This is a genomic window from uncultured Pelagibacterium sp., assembly GCF_963972885.1.
Lineage (GTDB): Bacteria > Pseudomonadota > Alphaproteobacteria > Rhizobiales > Devosiaceae > Pelagibacterium > Pelagibacterium nitratireducens.
In genome coordinates this window covers 23543-40991 of record NZ_CAXAXY010000017.1, presented here as the reverse complement: position 1 = coordinate 40991, position 17449 = coordinate 23543, and the positions used below count along the sequence as shown (strand labels likewise).

17 protein-coding genes are annotated in these 17449 nt (G+C 63.6%); 12 read left to right on the top strand and 5 right to left on the bottom strand.

Features of this window, described 5'->3' with window-relative positions; all coding sequences use genetic code 11:
- From AACZ55_RS05040 to AACZ55_RS04985, 12 genes are all read left to right on the top strand, one after another.
- Positions 1 to 352: LapA family protein (locus tag AACZ55_RS05040; RefSeq protein WP_339643777.1), on the top strand; the 352-nt coding region annotated here is incomplete at its 5' end.
- Complete coding sequence (locus AACZ55_RS05035) at positions 352 to 999, top strand: phosphoribosylanthranilate isomerase (RefSeq protein ID WP_339643774.1); 648 nt, start codon at positions 352 to 354, stop codon at positions 997 to 999. The genes AACZ55_RS05040 and AACZ55_RS05035, both read left to right, overlap by 1 nt.
- Before the next feature lie 12 nt (positions 1000 to 1011).
- A complete protein-coding gene (gene trpB / locus AACZ55_RS05030) occupies positions 1012 to 2232 on the top strand; it encodes a tryptophan synthase subunit beta (RefSeq protein ID WP_339643771.1) in 1221 nt (406 codons plus the stop codon).
- A 575-nt stretch (positions 2233 to 2807) separates the two neighbouring features.
- Complete coding sequence (locus tag AACZ55_RS05025) at positions 2808 to 3131, top strand: metalloregulator ArsR/SmtB family transcription factor (RefSeq protein WP_339643768.1); 324 nt, start codon at positions 2808 to 2810, stop codon at positions 3129 to 3131.
- Positions 3128 to 3358, top strand: a complete 231-nt coding sequence (locus AACZ55_RS05020; protein ID WP_339643765.1) for a hypothetical protein — start codon at positions 3128 to 3130, stop codon at positions 3356 to 3358. The genes AACZ55_RS05025 and AACZ55_RS05020 overlap by 4 nt, the downstream gene beginning before the upstream one ends.
- A 4-nt stretch (positions 3359 to 3362) precedes the next feature.
- Positions 3363 to 3782, top strand: coding sequence for a DUF1801 domain-containing protein (locus AACZ55_RS05015; protein WP_339643762.1), 420 nt, complete (start codon positions 3363 to 3365; stop codon positions 3780 to 3782).
- A 12-nt stretch (positions 3783 to 3794) separates the two neighbouring features.
- Positions 3795 to 4226: a DUF1801 domain-containing protein gene (locus AACZ55_RS05010; RefSeq protein WP_339643759.1), complete on the top strand. Its 432-nt coding sequence runs from the start codon at positions 3795 to 3797 to the stop codon at positions 4224 to 4226.
- A gap of 5 nt (positions 4227 to 4231) precedes the next feature.
- Positions 4232 to 4651 (top strand): SRPBCC domain-containing protein, encoded by a 420-nt coding sequence (locus AACZ55_RS05005; protein WP_338608252.1) that lies wholly within the window; start codon positions 4232 to 4234, stop codon positions 4649 to 4651.
- A 146-nt stretch (positions 4652 to 4797) separates the two neighbouring features.
- Complete coding sequence (locus AACZ55_RS05000; protein WP_338608251.1) at positions 4798 to 4980, top strand: hypothetical protein; 183 nt, start codon at positions 4798 to 4800, stop codon at positions 4978 to 4980.
- A gap of 133 nt (positions 4981 to 5113) precedes the next feature.
- Positions 5114 to 5941 (top strand): tryptophan synthase subunit alpha, encoded by an 828-nt coding sequence (trpA, locus tag AACZ55_RS04995; RefSeq protein ID WP_338608250.1) that lies wholly within the window; start codon positions 5114 to 5116, stop codon positions 5939 to 5941.
- Between the two features lie 73 nt (positions 5942 to 6014).
- Positions 6015 to 7007 (top strand): acetyl-CoA carboxylase, carboxyltransferase subunit beta, encoded by a 993-nt coding sequence (accD, locus tag AACZ55_RS04990; protein WP_338608249.1) that lies wholly within the window; start codon positions 6015 to 6017, stop codon positions 7005 to 7007.
- Between the two features lie 23 nt (positions 7008 to 7030).
- Positions 7031 to 8323: a folylpolyglutamate synthase/dihydrofolate synthase family protein gene (locus AACZ55_RS04985; RefSeq protein ID WP_339643754.1), complete on the top strand. Its 1293-nt coding sequence runs from the start codon at positions 7031 to 7033 to the stop codon at positions 8321 to 8323.
- Between the two features lie 100 nt (positions 8324 to 8423).
- Here the strand turns inward: AACZ55_RS04985 and AACZ55_RS04980 are convergent, their stop codons facing one another.
- The 5 genes from AACZ55_RS04980 to AACZ55_RS04960 all read right to left on the bottom strand — a co-directional run bounded on the left by AACZ55_RS04980 (position 8424) and on the right by AACZ55_RS04960 (position 17446).
- Positions 8424 to 9536: a transporter substrate-binding domain-containing protein gene (locus AACZ55_RS04980; RefSeq protein ID WP_339643751.1), complete on the bottom strand. Its 1113-nt coding sequence runs from the start codon at positions 9534 to 9536 to the stop codon at positions 8424 to 8426.
- 253 nt (positions 9537 to 9789) lie between these two features.
- Entirely contained in the window at positions 9790 to 10113 is a 324-nt protein-coding gene (trxA, locus tag AACZ55_RS04975) for a thioredoxin (protein ID WP_338608246.1), read from the bottom strand.
- A gap of 108 nt (positions 10114 to 10221) precedes the next feature.
- Complete coding sequence (gene addA, locus AACZ55_RS04970) at positions 10222 to 13635, bottom strand: double-strand break repair helicase AddA (RefSeq protein WP_339643749.1); 3414 nt, start codon at positions 13633 to 13635, stop codon at positions 10222 to 10224.
- The gene (gene addB / locus AACZ55_RS04965) at positions 13632 to 16703 is read right to left on the bottom strand and encodes a double-strand break repair protein AddB (RefSeq protein WP_339643781.1); all 3072 of its coding nucleotides are present in this window, start codon (positions 16701 to 16703) and stop codon (positions 13632 to 13634) included. Before addB ends, addA begins: the two co-directional genes overlap by 4 nt.
- The gene (locus tag AACZ55_RS04960) at positions 16703 to 17446 is read right to left on the bottom strand and encodes a nucleotidyltransferase family protein (RefSeq protein WP_339643747.1); all 744 of its coding nucleotides are present in this window, start codon (positions 17444 to 17446) and stop codon (positions 16703 to 16705) included. The genes addB and AACZ55_RS04960 overlap by 1 nt, the downstream gene beginning before the upstream one ends.
- Between the last annotated feature and the right edge of the window lie 3 nt (positions 17447 to 17449).

The following is a 17449-nucleotide window of genomic DNA, read 5'->3' as shown; positions in this document are numbered from 1 at the left end:
TATGCGCAAACGCATCGTCGGCTGGCTCGTTCTCGTGCCCCTTTGCCTTTTGGTCCTGGTGTTTGCCCTGGCCAACCGGCACACGGTCGCCGTCAATTTCAATCCTCTTGTTGCCGCCGACGAGGCCGCACCCGGCTTCGGCGTGCCGCTGTTTCTGGTGATCTATGCCGTGCTGTTCATCGGCATTTCGCTCGGCGGCCTGGCTGTCTGGTTCACGCAAGGCCAGCACCGCAAGCACGAACGCCGCCTGCGCCGCGAAAATGAAAAGCTCAAGGCCGATCTCGAGCGCTCCCGCCGCGCCCCGGCGCGTGAGCCCGATGCCGCGCTGCTCGCCACGGACGAATTGGTCTGATGGACCAGCCCATCATCAAGATCTGCGGGGTCAAAACCCCCGACATCCTCGATCATGTCATCGCGCAAGGCGCCGACATGATAGGGTTCGTTCATTTCGAAAAAAGCCCGCGCCATATCCCCTTCGATACGATTGCAGGGCTTGTCGCCCAGGCCGGTGACCGCATCGAAACGGTCATCCTGCTTGTCGATCCCGACAACGACACCGTCGCCGCCGCTGTCGAAACCGGCGCCCAATGGCTCCAGCTTCATGGGTCTGAGCCCAAGGGCCGCGTGGCCGATATTCGTGAGCGCTCGGGGCTGAAAATCATCAAGGCCCTGCCCATCGGCGATAAAAACGACGTGCGTCAGGTCCCCTTTTATCGCCCCGTCTCCGACCGGCTGATCCTCGATGCGCGGCCGCCAAAAAATGCCACCCGTCCAGGCGGTCTGGGCATGGTGTTCGATTGGTCGCTGCTCGAAAGTCTTGACCCTGCGGTCCGCTTCATGCTTTCCGCTGGTCTTGACGGCGACAATGTGGCCCGCGCCGTCAAAACCCTAAAGCCCTTCGGCCTCGACGTTTCTTCGGGCGTCGAGCGCGAAAAGGGCGTAAAGGACGCCGGGCTGATTTCCCGGTTCATCGCCAGCGCCCGGGCGGCGGCACAGTAAGGTTTTACGACTATGAGCCAGCAAAGCGCCAATTCCCTGCGTCAGGGACCCGACGAAAACGGCAAGTTCGGCATTTATGGTGGGCGCTTCGTGGCCGAGACCCTGATGCCCTTGATCCTCGATCTGGAAAAGGCCTATCGCGCCGCCCAGGCCGATGAAGAATTCCTAGCTGAAATGGACGATCTGCGCACCCATTTCGCCGGCCGTCCCTCCCCGCTCTATTTCGCCGAGCGCATGACAAATGAGCTTGGCGGCGCGAAAATCTATTTCAAGCGCGAAGACCTCAACCACACGGGCTCCCACAAGCTCAACAACTGCATCGGCCAGATCCTTTTGGCCAAGCGCATGGGCAAGACCCGGATCATCGCCGAAACCGGGGCCGGCCAGCACGGCGTGGCCACGGCCACGGTCTGCGCCCGGTTCGGCCTGCCCTGCACCATCTTCATGGGCGCCACCGACGTGGAGCGCCAGATGCCCAACGTTTTGCGCATGAAAATGCTCGGCGCCGAGGTCCGTCCGGTCACCGCCGGTGCCGGCACGCTCAAGGATGCCATGAACGAGGCGCTGCGCGACTGGGTGACCAATGTCGGCACCACCTACTATCTGATCGGCACGGCGGCCGGCCCGCATCCTTACCCTGAAATGGTGCGTGACTTTCAAAAGGTGATCGGCGAGGAAATCCGCACCCAGATTCTGGAAGCCGAAGGCCGGCTCCCCGATGCGCTGGTCGCCTGTATCGGCGGCGGTTCGAACGCCATCGGCACCTTCCACGATTTTCTCGATGAGCCGAATGTGAAAATCTTCGGCACCGAAGCAGGCGGACACGGCCTCGACGTGGAAGACGGCCACGCCGCCTCGATGACCGGCGGTCGCCCCGGCGTGCTGCATGGCAACCGCACCTATCTCCTCCAGGATGCCGACGGCCAGATCACCGAGGGCCATTCGATTTCCGCCGGTCTGGACTATCCCGGTGTCGGCCCCGAACACGCCTTCCTGCGCGACAGCGGCCGGGTCAGCTACGTGCCCATAACCGACAAAGAGGCGCTCGACGCCTTCATGGCCTGCACCAAGTTCGAAGGCATCATCCCTGCGCTCGAAAGCGCCCACGGCCTCGCCCACGTGATTAAACTCGCCCCCACAATGGCCAAGGACGACATCATCGTCCTCTGCCTCTCCGGCCGCGGCGACAAGGACGTCGAATCCGTCGGCAAGCATCTGGGCATGGCGCTTTAGGGCCAATCGACATTTCGGGGGCAAAGGCTCCTGCCTGCCAAAACCACCTCGCTGTCACCCCGGCCCTGAGCCGGGGCCCAGTATGCTCGGCACCGAGACAGAACCGCAAGCCTGCCGCTTACTGGATCCCGGGTCTTCGCCCGGGATGACCTAGGTAGGAGGGGCCGGTTCGGGATGAACCCGGAAACCCGCGACGATCCACCGTGCCTGTCTCAAACGCTGCAAGCATTATTTACCCTCACCTTAGGCGAGAAGGCCGGCATGCCGGTGAGGGGGCCTTGAGCGCCGGCAGTGTCACGTCGCCTTCCCCTCCCTCCCCACCGTCATCCCGGGCGAAGACCCGGGACCCAGTACCCCCAGCGCTTGCGACGCTTGCCCAAACGCCTCACCGCCCCCTGTCGGCCCGGGGTCAATTCTCGCCGTCCATCTTTCAGCGTCGCTCCAAACACATGCCCCAAATGGTATGCGTTTATCGCGCTACCTAACTCTTCATATCGTTACCGCCCAAGGAGCTTGACAAACACATACCTATCTAGCTATACGTCGACCCATAGCCAACGGGATATATGTCATCGATGTCCGCCACCCCCGATGTTCTGTTTCGCACTCTCGCCGACCCGACCCGCCGGGCCCTGTTCGAGCGCCTGTGCAAAAACGGCGAGCTTACGGTCGGCGCGTTGACCGAGGGCGCTGGTGTGTCCCAGCCGGTGGTCTCAAAGCATCTCGGCGTGCTGCGGCAGGCCGGGCTGGTCAGCGACCGCCACGAGGGCCGCCACACCCATTACAGCGCCCGCATCGATGCTTTGGCCCCCCTGGCCGACTGGACCCGGCAAATGGCCGGCTTCTGGAACAGCCGGTTCGACGATCTCGAAGATTTGTTGAGGAGAATGGATCAATGAAAATCAACGCTTGGTTTCGCCGGGCTCACCGCTGGCTCGCTATCGCCTTCACGCTTGGCGTCATCGTCAATTTCATTGCTCTGGGCGGTGGCGAAGAGCCCGCCTTCTGGGTCTATCTGCTCGCCCTCATTCCCTTGTTTCTGTTGCTCTTTACGGGGCTCTATCTGTTCGTGCTACCCTATGCCGTCAAATGGCGCGGCGGGCGGCGCATTGGCGAAAGGGCATGACCCCATGAGCAAATCCAAAGACAAGCCGGTGCTGTTGTCCGGCGGAAATCCCCAGATTCCCAAGGGCTATGGCAATGGCCCGGTCGCCGCCTACCTCGACGCCATGCCGGGCTGGAAGGGCGATATCGGGCGCCGCCTCGATGCCATCATTGAGCGCGTGGTGCCCAACCTCGAAAAGGCAGTGAAATGGAACTCGCCCTTTTACGGGGTCGAAAAGGACTATTGGTTCACCTCCTACCACTGCATGACGAAATACGTGAAGGTGACCTTCTTTAGGGGCAGCGATCTCGATCCGCCCCCGCCCGGCACCTCGAAATATCCGGCAGTGCGCTATCTCGATATCTATGAGGACAAAGGGTTCGATGAGGACCGGTTCGCCGCATGGATCGAACAGGCCAGCAAGCTGCCCGGCGAAAAACTCTGAACGGTACGCCTTATGAAAAAATCGCCTCAAACCAGTGAAAACACCCAGGCCGATGCGACGCGCCTGATCGATGCCCGCATCGCCGATCTTGGCGATTGGCGTGGAAAAACCCTCGCCCGTGTCCGCGCGCTGATCCACGAGGCCGTTCCCGAAGTTCTCGAGGAATGGAAATGGCGTGGCACCCCGGTCTGGTCTCATGCCGGCATCATCTGCACCGGCGAAACCTACAAGACCTACGTCAAGCTCACCTTCGCCAAGGGCGCCTCGCTCAATGACCCCAAGGGCCTGTTCAATTCGAGCCTTGAGGGCAACATGCGCCGCGCCATCGATATCCATGAAGGCGCAGAAATCGATGAGGATGCCGTCAAGGCCCTGATCTCTGCCGCCGCCGCGCTCAACGCCGTCAAGAAGCCGGCCCGGTCCAAAAAGCCCGCCAAGGATTAACCGCCATGACCCAGCCCGTCACCGTCACCGTCGAACGCGAAATCCCCTTCCCGCCCGAAAAGATCTGGCGCGCCCTCACCCAGCCCCACCTGATGGAGGAATGGCTGATGAAGACCGACTTCAAGCCCGAGATCGGGCACAATTTCACCCTGCGCGGCGATTGGGGCGGCGTGGAATGTGAGGTTCTGGCCATAGAGCCCGAAAAGACCCTGTCCTACACCTGGAACCACCCGCACTCCGATCCCGCCTACGCGCTCGAAAGCGTCGTGGTCTTCACCCTCACCCCCACTGCCACGGGCACCCGTCTGCGCATGGAGCAGACCGGCTTTAACCCCAACCAGAAACAAGCCATCGGCGGCGCCAAATGGGGCTGGCAGGAAAACCTGGCCAACCTCGAAAAGCTGCTGGCCGAGGGCAAGGCCTAGCATACCGGGGCTGACGGCTCGGGCGTCCCTGGCCGTCAGCCCTCCGTTCTGCGCATGGCTGGAATACCCATTGAGCTCTTGTTTATTGCCCCTGGTGAGCGCATTTAAATCTAAAGAAATCAAGCACCTTTCAGGAGATTTGAACAATGGCACGCAACGGCGTTTTCGCTTCCATATCGGGTTTTTTCGGTGACGTGGGCCGCGCCCGCAATGCTTCGAACCTTTATTCCGATCTGTCCAGCATGTCCGACGACGCGCTGCGCTCGCGCGGTCTGAACCGGTCCGATCTGGCTCGCCACGCTTTCGATACCGCGTTCAACTCCAAGTAATTTTCCGCTTTCGCGACCGACATCAAAAAGGCACCCCGCTTACGCCGGGTGCCTTTTGTGTTGCCGGAGTTGACTTGACCCCCCAACCTGTCCTTTATCCGCGCGACAACTGGCATTTCTACCGGGAGATTTCATGGGCGCCTCGCGCATCGACAAGCGGTTTGAAAAGACGCGGGCCGAAAACCGCCCCGCCTTCGTCTCCTTCATCATGGCGGGCGATCCCGATCCCGAAACCGCCGACGCCATTCTCGCCGGGCTCCCCGAGGCCGGCGCCGATGTGATCGAGCTGGGCATGCCCTTCTCCGATCCCATGGCCGATGGGGTCGCCATCCAGCTCGCCGGCCAGCGTGCCCTTGCCGCCGGCATGAGCCTTGAAAAAACCCTCCGGATGGTCGCCCGTTTCCGGGAAAAGGACGATGAAACCCCGATCGTTTTGATGGGATACTACAATCCCATCTACATCTATGGCGTCGAAAATTTCATTGCCGAAGCGGTCAAATCGGGCGTCGATGGCCTGATCGTCGTCGACCTCCCCGCCGAGGAGGATGACGAATTGTGCATCCCCGCGATCAAGGCCGGGCTCAACTTCGTCCGCCTCACCACACCCACAACCGACGCAAACCGCCTGCCCACCGTGCTCAACAACGCCTCGGGCTTTGTCTATTATGTTTCGATGACCGGCATCACCGGCGCCGAAATCAGCAACCGCGCGGCGGTGGGCGCGGCGGTCAAGGCCATCAAATCGGTCACCGATCTGCCCGTTGCCGTGGGCTTCGGCATCAAATCGGTCGAGGATGCAGCGCTGATCGGCAAGGACGCCGACGGCGTCGTGGTCGGTTCCGCACTGGTCTCCGCAATCGAGAAATCGCTCGAAAACGGCCGCGCCAGCCTGGGCACTCCACAGGCTGTTCACAATCTGGTTCGCACGTTGGCGCAGGGTGCACGCAGCGCCAGAAGCTGATAGTATTGCCACAATTGCTTCCTACATCTTGGGCAGCGCTTTCCGCCCGAATGAAAAGCTGAGACGAGAGAAAATGAACTGGATCGACAACGTCGTTCGCCCCAAGATTCGCTCCTTCCTCAATCGCCGCGAGGTCGAGGACAATCTGTGGGTCAAATGCCCCGAAACCGGGGAAATGGTGTTCCATCGCGATCTGGAGGCCAATCAGTGGGTCGTGCCCAATTCGGGCTACCACATGAAGATCAAGCCAACCGATCGTCTGGGTCACTTTTTTGACGATGGCCAATACACAACCATCGCCCTGCCCGCGGTCGCCGCCGATCCACTGAAATTCCGCGATACCAAGCGCTACACCGACCGTCTCAAGGAAGCCCGCAACACCACCGGGCGCGACGATGCGATCGTGGTCGCCACCGGCAAACTCTATGGCCAGGAAGCGGTGGTCACCGTTCAGGATGGCGATTTCATGCTCGGCTCGCTCGGCATGGCGGCAGGGTCCGCCATCATCACCGGGCTTGAGCTGGCTGTGGAAAAAAAGCTCCCCTTCGTGATCTTCACCGCCTCGGGCGGTGCCCGCATGCAGGAGGGTATTCTCTCGCTCATGCAGATGCCGCGCACCACGGTTGCCGTGCAGCGCCTGCGCGAAGCGGGTCTGCCCTATATCGTGGTGTTGACCAATCCCACCACCGGCGGCGTCACGGCCTCCTATGCCATGCTGGGCGACGTCCAGATCGCCGAACCCGGTGCCCTGATCTGTTTTGCCGGCCCGCGCGTCATCGAGCAGACCATCCGCGAAAAGCTCCCCAAGGGCTTCCAGCGGTCCGAATATCTCTATGATCATGGCATGGTCGATATGGTCGTCCATCGGCATGATCTGCGCTCGACCATCGGTTCGCTGATCGGTCTTTTGACCCGGGCTCCGGTCAACGAGGCCATTCCCGCTGCCCGTGCCGTTGCCGGGGCCGCGGTCGCCACCGTCACCACCCGCGACGCCGCACTTGCCGCCGAAAGCGATGGTGACGAAGATTTCCTCGCCAATGCCCCCGTCGCCGGTCACGCCGAATAAACCTTTGAATCGATAGGTCAGCCGTGTCCCGCACCGACGCGATCCTCAAGCGGCTGCTCACGCTCCACCCCAAGCTCATCGATCTCGAGCTTGGGCGCACCGAGCGCATGCTTGAGGCCATCGGCCGCCCGCAGGACCGCCTGCCGCCGGTCATCCATGTGGCCGGCACCAATGGCAAGGGTTCGACCATAGCCTTCCTGCGCGCCATGCTCGAAGCGCAGGGCAAACGTGTCCATGTCTATACCTCCCCCCATCTGGTCGCCTTCCGCGAACGGGTCCGGTTGGCCGGAAAATTCGTTTCCGCCCGGGCGCTCAACGCCGCGCTCGAAGAATGCGAAGCGGCCAATGGCGGCAGGCCGATCACCTTTTTCGAGATCACCACCGCTGCTGCCTTCCTGTTGTTCTCGCGCATGCCGGCCGACTACCTGCTGCTCGAAGTGGGGCTCGGGGGGCGCTTCGATTCGACCAACGTCATCGAAAAGCCGCACGGCACCATCATCACCCCCATTTCCTCCGATCACACCCAGTTCCTGGGCGAAACCATCGCCGAAATCGCTTCGGCCAAGGCCGGCATCATAAAGCGCGGCGCGCCGCTGGTCGTCGCCCGCCAGCCCGATGACGCCATGGCAGTGATCGATGCCGAAGCGAAAAAACTTGGCGTTGTCCCCTTTGCCGCCGGGGTCGATTTCGACGGCTTTGCCCAGCGCGGCAAGCTCGTCTATCAGGATGAGGATGGGCTGCTCGACCTGCCCCTGCCGGCCCTGGCCGGTGCCCATCAGGTCGACAACGCGGCGCTCGCCCTTGCCGCCATGCGCCATTTCCACCTTGTCCGAAACGAGGATCAGCTCGGCGCAGGGCTGCGCTCGGTGGTCTGGCCGGCCAGGCTGATGCCGCTGCGCGGCGCGCTGTCGTCCTACCTCGCCGAGGGCCAGGAACTCTGGCTCGATGGCGGCCACAACGCGGCCGGTGCCGGGGTGCTTGCTGCTGCGCTCAAGGACATGAACAAGGCGCGCCCCGCCCCGCTGGTTCTGGTGTGCGGCATGATGGCCTCAAAGGACGCCGCCAATTTCTTTGCGCCTCTGGCCGATATGGCCAGCCACGTCTTTACCGTCCCCATCCCCGGCGAAACCGGCGCCCTGCCGGCCCGCGCGCTTGCCGGTTTCCCCAAAGCCAGGGGTATCGACACCACCATCGCCCGTTCGATCCCCGCCGCCCTGCAGCGCGCCGCCCATTTCGAAGGCGCCCGCATCGTCATCTGCGGCTCGCTCTATCTGGCCGGGGCCGTGCTCAGGCAGAACAGGACCCCGCCGGTTTGAAACCGGGCTCTATTCCGGGCTTCGCCGCAAGCGCCATTTAGAGCGTGTCCCGCAAGAGTGGAAACGGCTATGCGGTTCGAACAGGCGACAAAACAAGACTCTAGGACTCGTCTCCGAAATAGCGTGTCTTAAGCTCAGCGATCAGCCCGCTTTCATGTGCGCCGATCAGTTCCACCGAGAGCTGGCGCGTCATCTCGCTGCGCTGGGGCAGTCCAAAGCCATATTTGTCCGGCGCAAAAATCGGGCCGACAACGGATACCGATTGTTGCGGGTTGGTATGCGCGTAATATTCGAGCACCGGCGCATCTCCGACAATTGCGTCGATCCGACCCGCCACCAGCGCCTCCACGGCCTGATCGATATGGCTGAACGGCCGGATGTTGAGCCCGGCCTCGAGTGCATAATCCTCCGATACGCTACCCGGCTGGACCCCGACCACCCTGCCGGGCAGGTCTGCCTCGGTATTGATCTGGTTGTTGAGCGAAAGGGTGGTCATCACGCTCGTCACCGATGAGGTGAGATAGGCCAGAACCGCAATGCCGCAGACCAGCCAGAGCCCCTGCCAGAATCGGCCGGCCCAGCCGAAAAGGTTCTTGCGCGCCGGCGGTTTGCCCGAAGTCGCAACCGACATGACGGTGTAAAATCCCTCGGCAAGCCCGTCCCTCCAGCGGCGGGGAAAATCCTTGTCGAAGCGACGGTCGAACAGCGTCACCAGAACCGTGGCGACGATCATGACGACGAGAATCCAGGCATAGGCGCGCAAATGGCCCGATTCGTTGAGTCCCGCGACAAGATCGAAAAAGCTCCCCCCGGAAAATTCGTCGACCATGATGCGCTGGCCGGCGTCGAACCAGGGATGGGTGAAATCGATCCGCTCGGCCCGTCCCCGCGTCACGGTAATGTTGGTCACCGCAACGTCCACCTCCCCGGACGCCGTGGCGTCCACCAGGTCGCCGATTGTGTTGAACTCGACATATTCGCTGTCGAGATCGAGCTGGGAGGCCAGCCACCGCCACAGCTCGATCGCCATGCCGTCAAATTGCCCGTCGGCTTCCATGACAAAGGGCGGGTGCACATAAACGCCCACGGTCAGGGGCTGGTCTGCTGACGGAACAGGAGTTTGGTCGCTCTGGGCGCCGGCGGGCCCCGTGGCAATCGCGGTCGAAACGGCGACAATCGCGAACAGCGCAGCGCGCAGGAAAGAAAAAAACATAAGGCGCGGTCCCATGCAGTGGTCAAAACAGCACCGCCAGTGAACCCGCAATCGCCCGATTTCACAAGTTTGCCCCGATAAACAAAACGCCTCCAACCCGAAGGCTGGAGGCGTTCTGCTGTCTCGCCCAAACGAAAGGAGAGGCGAGAAATCTTGAAACCTTAATGGATCTCAGGACAGGTCAGGGCTGAGCGAACCGAAGGTCCGCGTCAGCGAAAACCCGCGTTTGCAGCCAGCCCTCATCCGCCAATCCCTAGGCGGCGTGGCCTTCGAGCCATTTGACGAGACCGGCCTTGGGCGTGCCCGCACCGATCTTGATGTCGGCAGCTTCGCCGCCCTTGAACAGGATCATGGTCGGGATCGAGCGCACGCCATACTGCGCGGCAACACCGGGATTTTCATCGACATTGAGCTTTACGATCTTGACCTTGCCCGCCATCTCGCCCGAAATCTCTTCGAGGATCGGGGCGATCGCCCGGCAAGGACCGCACCATTCCGCCCAGAAATCAACGAGCACAGGTTCTTTCGAGCCCAGGACTTCCGTGGAGAAATTGGCGTCTGTAACGTGTCCGGTCATGGCACTACCTTTATTGTCAGGCCCCACATATGGACCTTTGAGAATTACGTTGCACTATAGCTAGGCAGAGTCGGGAGCCAGTTCAAGCCTCCCTGTCAGGTGTCCTTCTCACAGCACCGTGACGTCGCCCACAGCCGCATCGAGCAGACCGGCTGGAATGGTCATGAGGCGCGAATTTTCCGTCCACAGGATCGCCGCCTCGACCCTCTTTCCCGCAAACAGGCGCTGCGCTGCCAGCCGGTATAGCGCCAACTGGCGCACATACCCCACCGAAACCGCCTCCGGCCCGCCCGGCACCCCCGCATCGGACTTGTAATCGACCACCAGAACGCTCTCCCCGACCACCAGCCGGTCGATCCGCCCCTCAAGCCGCGCCTCGGACCCGCCCTGCCGCACTTTAAGCGAGAACGGCACCTCGGCGCGGCTGTCAGCTCCGAACAGACCGGCCAACGCCGGATCGCAAAGGATCGCCAGCCCCCGCGCGGCCACCGGCCCGGCAAGTTCGGGATCGTCGGGCAAGAGCGTCTGCGCCGCGCTCAGCGCCACGGCCTCGCGCCGCTCCTGAGGTACGGCACTCAAATGCTGCAGTAGCGCGTGCAGCGCAATGCCCCGCAGCCGCGCCCCGCGTGCATCGAGCAGGCTTTCCGCCGCCGTTTCCAGCCCCGATGGCGCCCAGACCTCATCATGCCGCGACGGGGTGATGATCGGCAACGCCGCGCGCCTTTGCGGCGGCCCCAACCTCAGCGGTTGCGTTGAGGCACGCACATCATCGCTCGCCTGCCCACCCGCCCCGTCAGCCGCCCCCGCCACCGGAAACCGCAACACGTCCCCCCGATGGTCGCAAACCGTAGCGCTCTCCTCGCCCAGAGCGCCCGAAACGGCGCCGAACCAGGTTTCCTCAACCTTGGTGCGGCTGTCGAGCGTTCCCGCAATATGGAGCGCCTCCTCGGCCCGCGTCATGCCCACATAAAGATTGCGCCAGTATTCAGCGACATTGCGTTCTTCGACCTCGGCCCGCAGCGGCCGTGACGCCTCGCAATGGCTGTCCTTGCTCGGACAATAGAGCAAAAACGCCTCGCCATCACGGGTGCCGAAAAATACGGCATCGGAGACCGCCCGCGGCTTGGTCGCCGCATCGGCAAGGATCACCACGGGCGCTTCGAGCCCCTTGGCCCCATGCACCGTCATCACCCGCACGCCGCCCGCTCTGGCCACCAGATCGCGCTTGATCACAATGTCCGAGGCCCGCATCGAAGCGACGAACCCGGTCAGCGATGGCTGGTCTGACGTCTCGTGCTCGAGCGCGAGATCTAAAAACTCGGCGATCACCTCGTCCACTTCCTCGCCCAGCCGTGCGTGAAACTGTTTCAGCCCGCCCTGCCCGTACAGCACATGCGCGAAAAACTCGTACGGCCGATCAAAATCGAGTCGCTGCCGCAGCCCGCTCAAGCGCTCATATGCGGCCTGCGCGGCCTCCATCCCGCTCGCGCCCAGCCGCTCATAAAGGCTCGCCTTCCCCCGCCCATGCGCCAGCGTGAACAATTGCTCCTCGGAAATCGCAAACAGCGGCGAGCGCAAGACCGCCGCCAGCGTCAGATCGTCGGCCGGATTGAGCAGGAAATCGGCAAGCCCCAACAGATCGTCGATGGCGATATGGGCCGAAACCGGCAACCGGTCGGCGCCTGGGCTGGCGATATTGCGCTGTTTGAGCGCCCGCACGATCTCGGGAAAAATCCCCTTGCGCTTCTGGACGAGGATCAAAATATCCTCGGGCCGCATCGCCCGCCCCCCCGGCCCGATCGGCGCCCGGCTTTCGATCCAGCCGGCAATCGTATCGGCAATCCGGTTCGCCAATTGTTTTGGCGCCGCCGCAAGGCTTTCCACCGGCTCGGTCGGCCAGGCTTGCGGGATCTCCGGGCTGTCGGGATTTTCGATCACCGGCCAGATTTCGATCCGCCCGCCCTTCCGCGTCCGCGCCGGCTCATGCCGGATGGTTTCGGCCAGAAGCGATGCTGCGATATCGGGCCGGCCAAACACCTTGTCCACACCGATAAGGATTTCCCCCAGCGTGCGAAAACTTGTTTCCAGCGTCTCTCCGTACCAGATGCGCCCCGCCGCCCTGGCTGCCGCCGCCAGCGCGCGTCCCTTGTCCAGAAACAGTTTTGGCTCGGCCCCCTGAAACGAATAGATCGATTGCTTGGGGTCGCCCACCGCAAAGATCGTCTTGGGCCTTTGCGCTGCCCCCGCTCCGGAAAAATAATCGTCGACCAGCGCATCGATTACCGCCCATTGCTCGGGATTGGTGTCCTGGCTTTCATCGACAAGGATATGGTCGATCCCCGCATCGAGCTTGTAGCGCACCCATTCGCCCATGCCCCTGTCGCCCAGCAACGCCGCCGTGCGCGCCACCAGATCGTCGAAATCCATAAGCGAGCGGGCCCGCTTCTGCGTCTCGTAGCGTTTCAGGATTGCCGCGAGAACCCTTGTCAGCGCCGCGCTGTTTTCGGCGATGGTCAGGGCCTTGGATTTTTCGAACAGCCCTTCGAGCCGTTCCGCCTCGGCCGTCAGCCGCTCGGCCAGTTCGGGCATGACCGTGACAATGGCTTTGGCCGGGAACCCACGCTTGGGCGCCGTCCCTGCTGCGGTGAGATAGGCGGCGAAAAGCTGGCTGGCGGTTGGGGCCGCCCGGTCGATCCGCCCCAGCTTGTCCTCGAACCCGGCCCGCTTGGCGACGCCGGGCGGTGTCAGCGACCAGATCACGGGAAATTCGCCCGTCGAAACCAGCATCCCATCCACAACCTGGCGATTGAACGCTTCGATTGTCTCGCCCGCGCCCAGCCCCATGCTGGCCCGCATCGCTCCAATCGCCCGCTCGGGATCGGCAAGGATCGGACCCAGCTTGCGGTTGTTGGCAAGGCATTGGCCAATCGCGGTTTCGATCTGGCTGTCGCTGAGCGCATCGAACAGCGCCCGCACCGCCGCGCCCACCGGCCCTTCGGCCTTGAGCCCTTCGGCGATCACCCCCTCGCGCGCCTCGCGCAACAGCGCCGTGGCGTCCGCGTCCTCGATGACCGTGAAATTGACCGGCACGCCGGCCTCGCGCGGAAAGCGCTGCAACACCGCCTCGCAAAAGGCGTGGATGGTGTTGATCTTGAGCCCGCCCGGCGTATCGAGCGCATGGGCGAAAAGGCTCCGTGCCCTAAGCTTTTCGGCCTCCGACGGGCGGTAATCCAAAAGCTTGAACAAATCTTCTTCCAGCCCGGCCTCGCCGGCCCGCGCCCACCCCGCCAGAATCCCCGTCACCCGGTGCCGCATTTCGGCCGCCGCCGCCTTGGTATAGGTCAGGCACAGGATTGCCTCGGGCTGCGCCCCGTCCAGCAACAGCCGCAGTACCCGGCGCGAGAGCACATAGGTCTTGCCCGACCCCGCATTGGCCGAAACCCAGGCATTGGCCCGCGGCTCGGCCACCCGCGCCTGCTTGGCATTGGTATCGGGCGGGACGCGAAGGATTTCTTGGCTCATTCGCCCTCCTCCCCGCCATCGAGCAGCGTCCATTCCTCGGTGCGCGCCAGATGGTCGTAATCGCCCTTGAACCGCTGGCTGGGCTTGGGCAGAACCCGCGCCGTCATCGGAAAATCGTCGCGCAGCAGCATCGCCGCCACATGGTTCTGGAACAGGGTGAAACTCGTATCGATGGCATCGGCAAGACTCATCCCGTCCGGCACCGCGTATTGGGTGATCTCAAGCGCCTTGGGTCCGTGCGAGAGCTTGATGAACGCCATATTTTCGGTCCGGCCCTCGGCCCCCACAAATCCGCCAACCCGTGCCATATGCGCTTCGAGCGGCAATTGCGGTGCAAAGAACCGCTTCATCTCCTTTGGCGCCGGCGCCTGACCTGTCTTGAAATCGATGATTTCGAGCCCGCCGCTCCGCGTCCTGTCGATCCGGTCGGCCCGCCCCGAAACAACGAAAGGCGGATCGGAGAGCGGCAATTCGATGCTGCCGGAAATCTCCGCCATCCGCGCCGCAATCTGGGGCCTGTCGCGCTCGAATTCGAGAAACGCCCGCGCAATCGCGCCAAACCGCGCCAGCCAGATGTCGCGCCGCGCCGGAATGGCATCGAGCCGCCCATAGCGTTCCTGGGCGATGGCCATGATCGCGTCAAACGCGCCGGCACTTTGCGGATCGTGCCCTTCGGTCAGAAAATCGCCCAAAATATCGTGGATCAGCGTGCCGCGCTCGGCATGATCGGGGTCGGCGCCAAGCGGATCGATGCGCCGCAGCCCCAGAACGTGGCGCGCGTAAAGATCGTAGGGCGACCGCAACAGCGTTTCCGCCTCGGTGATCGAGAGTTTGCGCGGGCGCATATGCGCCGGCGGTTTGGGCGCCGGCCGCCCCGCCGGTTGCGGCGGCAATCCCGTGGCGTCGAGCCGCCGGGCCATCTCCACCCAGACCGCGCCGCGCTCCTGCATCTTCTTGTTGATCTCGGGCCCCACAAAGGCTTCCAGCCGCTGGATCAGCCGCGAGGGATTGGCCGGCGATGTCCCGGCCCGCTCGGGCAGGGTAAACACGATTTCAGGTCCGCCCGCCGCCATCAGAAAATCATGGGCTGCCAGCCCATGCAGCTTTTCGGGCGGCTCCAGCCCGGCCGCCAGCCGCATGCCCCGGCTCATCCACGGCCCCGGATCGGCCACTTCCGGCCACACCGTTTCGATCATCCCGGCCAAAATCACTCGGTCGGCATCCATCAGCCGCGCTTCCAGCCGCCCGAACAATTGCACGTCCTCGGCATCGGGCTGGCGCGGCCGCACGCTCTGGCCGGCCATCAGCCCCTCCAGCGCAAACGCCAGCCCGCCGCCCGAAAGTCTTGGCCCCCGCGCGCCCTGCCGAGCCGCCAGCTCGATCCAGCGTGCCAGTTCGTCCTCGCCCTCCAGGGGCGCGATTTTTTCGTCTTGCGGTACGTCCCTCAACCGCTCGATTGTCTCGCCGATCACCTCAGCGACCGCGCTCGCCGCAAACTCATCCCGCGCCATCAGTCCGGCCAATGGCGCCAATCCCGCCTCCAGCGCATCGATCAATCCAAGAACCGCCTGCGCCTTGTCCGCATCGAGCTTGAGCGCCGGACGCCTGGTGATACCGTCGCGATTGTCGCTGACGGCGCGCCGCAAACCGTCAAAGCCGGGCAGGGGCCTTTGTCCGCGCAGGATCCCCAGATCGAGCCATTCGCTCGCCGGCGCCACCGCCCCCCGCCCCAGTCCCAGCGCCACATGCCGGTTGCGCAGCAGCGCCATGATATCGACGGCGTTCAGCCCATTGGCCAGAACGCTCACCGCTTGCCGCACCAGCCGCCCGGCGCGCGAGAGCAGCAATGGCGTCCCCGCCGCATCGTCGAGCGGCACGCCAAACCGCGCCAGTTCCGCGCAAATCCGCCGCGCCAGCGTCTGGTCGGGCGCAATGATCGCCACCGATTTGCCGTATTCCAGCGCGTCATGCACGCACACGGCAATGGCCCGGGCTTCTTCCTCCGGCGTGCGCGCCACGACCAGCGACAGCCCTTGTGTGCCTGCCTGCAGCTCTGCGCCCAGATCCTGCGCAACCGTCTGCCATTGCGCGGTGGCGTCCGGCAGCCCCAGCGCCGCATTCAAAATTTTGGTGCGCGGCGCCTCCTCAGGCGCCAGCTCGGTCACCGCCTCGGGCAGCGTGCCGACCCGCTTGAGCAGACGCGCCAGCCCGTATTGCGGATGCCCATGCGGATTGCGCTTCGGATCGTCCAGTGCGGCAAGGGTGCCTCCATCGATCCGCGTATCGAGCCCGGCCAGAACCACGGCCCCATTGGCCAGCTTTGCCACCGAAGCGATCAGGTCCGCCGTCGCCGGGATCGACCCGGTCGAACCGGCCACCACCACGGGTCTGTCCCCATGCACCAGCGCAAGTGATGCCGCCTTGCGCTCAAGCAGGATATTGGTGCGTTCGGCCGCCTCCATTTCACCTTCACCGGCCAGGATCTGCGGCCAGGCGTCCAGAACGAAGGTCACGAAATCGAGGTGCTCTTGCCATTGGGCGGGCAATTGATCGCTCTCGATGCTTTTCAGCGAACGCGGATCGCGCCGCGCAATGGTGAAATCGTCGATCAGCGTGCCCAGCGAATCGGCCAGCGCGAAAATTTCCGCCCCATTGGGCGCCCCTGAAACCCCGCCTAAACCCGGCGCCGAAAACGCACCCTCGCCCGTCACCGCCAGCCAGCGCTCGATGATTTCAGCCAGCAGCAGCCGCCGCTTGAACCTGTTGATCGCACCGGGCAACTCCACCGGCTCATAGGGCGGAATGAACGGTTCCTGGCTCGGATCGTCCCCGCCCAGCGGCCGTATGTCGGGGAGCAGCATCGGGGTGTCGCCCAGCCGGTCGGCAAGGATGCGCGACAGCGTGTTGGCCGCCCTGCGCGTCGGCAGATAGATCGTGAAGTCAGAGAGCCAGAACGGCCCGTCGCGCCGCCAGCCCGGCGCAACCCGCCCCTCGATGATCGCGTCCGCCAGCGTAGGGAGAAACGGCGCGTGCGGCGCGATGGAAAAAATGGTGCCCGAGCGCGCCATCACACCAGCGCGCCGATATCCTGCTCGGTGCGCTTGAGCGCCTGCCGGTCGCCGACATGAAACCATGGAGCGCCGATTTCAACGCCCCGGAGCCGCCCCGCCTCGCGCGCGGTTTCAAAATGCCGATAAAGCGAAAACGGCACATCCGGTCCCGTCGCGGCCAGCGCCCGCGAAATCAGCGCTGCGCCCGCATAGACCATCGGCCGCCCATGGGTCTTGCTCAACCGCCCGTCTGCGTCCATCAGATAATCGGCGCCCTTGCGAAACCCTGAAGCCTTGTCGGGCGCCACGCACAACAGCACGATATCGGCCTCGCCCGCCTCGAAACATGCCTGCATCCGCGCAATCGGGGTGTCGCTGCCAGCCAGCCAGAACGTATCGGTGTTGAGCGCCAGCACCGGATCGGACCTCAAAAGCTCAAGCCCCTTGCGCAGCCCGCCGCCCGTATCGAGCAGCCTCTCTTTTTCATGGCTCACCGCAAATCCCAGATCGGGCAGGGCGCTTTCGAGCCGCGCAAAATGGGTGGCGATCATTTCCGCCTTGTGATGGGCATTGACCACGAACCGCATGCACCCCTCGGCCAGCGCCGCATCGATCGCGTGATCGATCAGCGGCTTGCCCGCCACCTCGATCAGCGCCTTGGGCCGCTCGAAGGTCAGGGGCCGCATGCGCGTGCCCAGCCCTGCGGCAAGCAGCATCACGTCGGGCACGGAAATGGGTGGCACGGGAAAGGAATCGCTCATGAC

What these genes read in the sequence shown, in the direction of transcription:
- AACZ55_RS05035 (WP_339643774.1), top strand. Translation starts at nt 352, where the DNA reads ATGGACCAGCCCATCATCAAGATCTGCGGGGTCAAAACCCCCGACATC.
- trpB (WP_339643771.1), top strand. Translation starts at nt 1,012, where the DNA reads ATGAGCCAGCAAAGCGCCAATTCCCTGCGTCAGGGACCCGACGAAAAC.
- AACZ55_RS05025 (WP_339643768.1), top strand. Translation starts at nt 2,808, where the DNA reads ATGTCCGCCACCCCCGATGTTCTGTTTCGCACTCTCGCCGACCCGACC.
- AACZ55_RS05020 (WP_339643765.1), top strand. Translation starts at nt 3,128, where the DNA reads ATGAAAATCAACGCTTGGTTTCGCCGGGCTCACCGCTGGCTCGCTATC.
- AACZ55_RS05015 (WP_339643762.1), top strand. Translation starts at nt 3,363, where the DNA reads ATGAGCAAATCCAAAGACAAGCCGGTGCTGTTGTCCGGCGGAAATCCC.
- AACZ55_RS05010 (WP_339643759.1), top strand. Translation starts at nt 3,795, where the DNA reads ATGAAAAAATCGCCTCAAACCAGTGAAAACACCCAGGCCGATGCGACG.
- AACZ55_RS05005 (WP_338608252.1), top strand. Translation starts at nt 4,232, where the DNA reads ATGACCCAGCCCGTCACCGTCACCGTCGAACGCGAAATCCCCTTCCCG.
- AACZ55_RS05000 (WP_338608251.1), top strand. Translation starts at nt 4,798, where the DNA reads ATGGCACGCAACGGCGTTTTCGCTTCCATATCGGGTTTTTTCGGTGAC.
- trpA (WP_338608250.1), top strand. Translation starts at nt 5,114, where the DNA reads ATGGGCGCCTCGCGCATCGACAAGCGGTTTGAAAAGACGCGGGCCGAA.
- accD (WP_338608249.1), top strand. Translation starts at nt 6,015, where the DNA reads ATGAACTGGATCGACAACGTCGTTCGCCCCAAGATTCGCTCCTTCCTC.
- AACZ55_RS04980 (WP_339643751.1), bottom strand. Translation starts at nt 9,536, where the DNA reads ATGTTTTTTTCTTTCCTGCGCGCTGCGCTGTTCGCGATTGTCGCCGTT.
- trxA (WP_338608246.1), bottom strand. Translation starts at nt 10,113, where the DNA reads ATGACCGGACACGTTACAGACGCCAATTTCTCCACGGAAGTCCTGGGC.
- addA (WP_339643749.1), bottom strand. Translation starts at nt 13,635, where the DNA reads ATGAGCCAAGAAATCCTTCGCGTCCCGCCCGATACCAATGCCAAGCAG.
- addB (WP_339643781.1), bottom strand. Translation starts at nt 16,703, where the DNA reads ATGGCGCGCTCGGGCACCATTTTTTCCATCGCGCCGCACGCGCCGTTT.
- AACZ55_RS04960 (WP_339643747.1), bottom strand. Translation starts at nt 17,446, where the DNA reads ATGAGCGATTCCTTTCCCGTGCCACCCATTTCCGTGCCCGACGTGATG.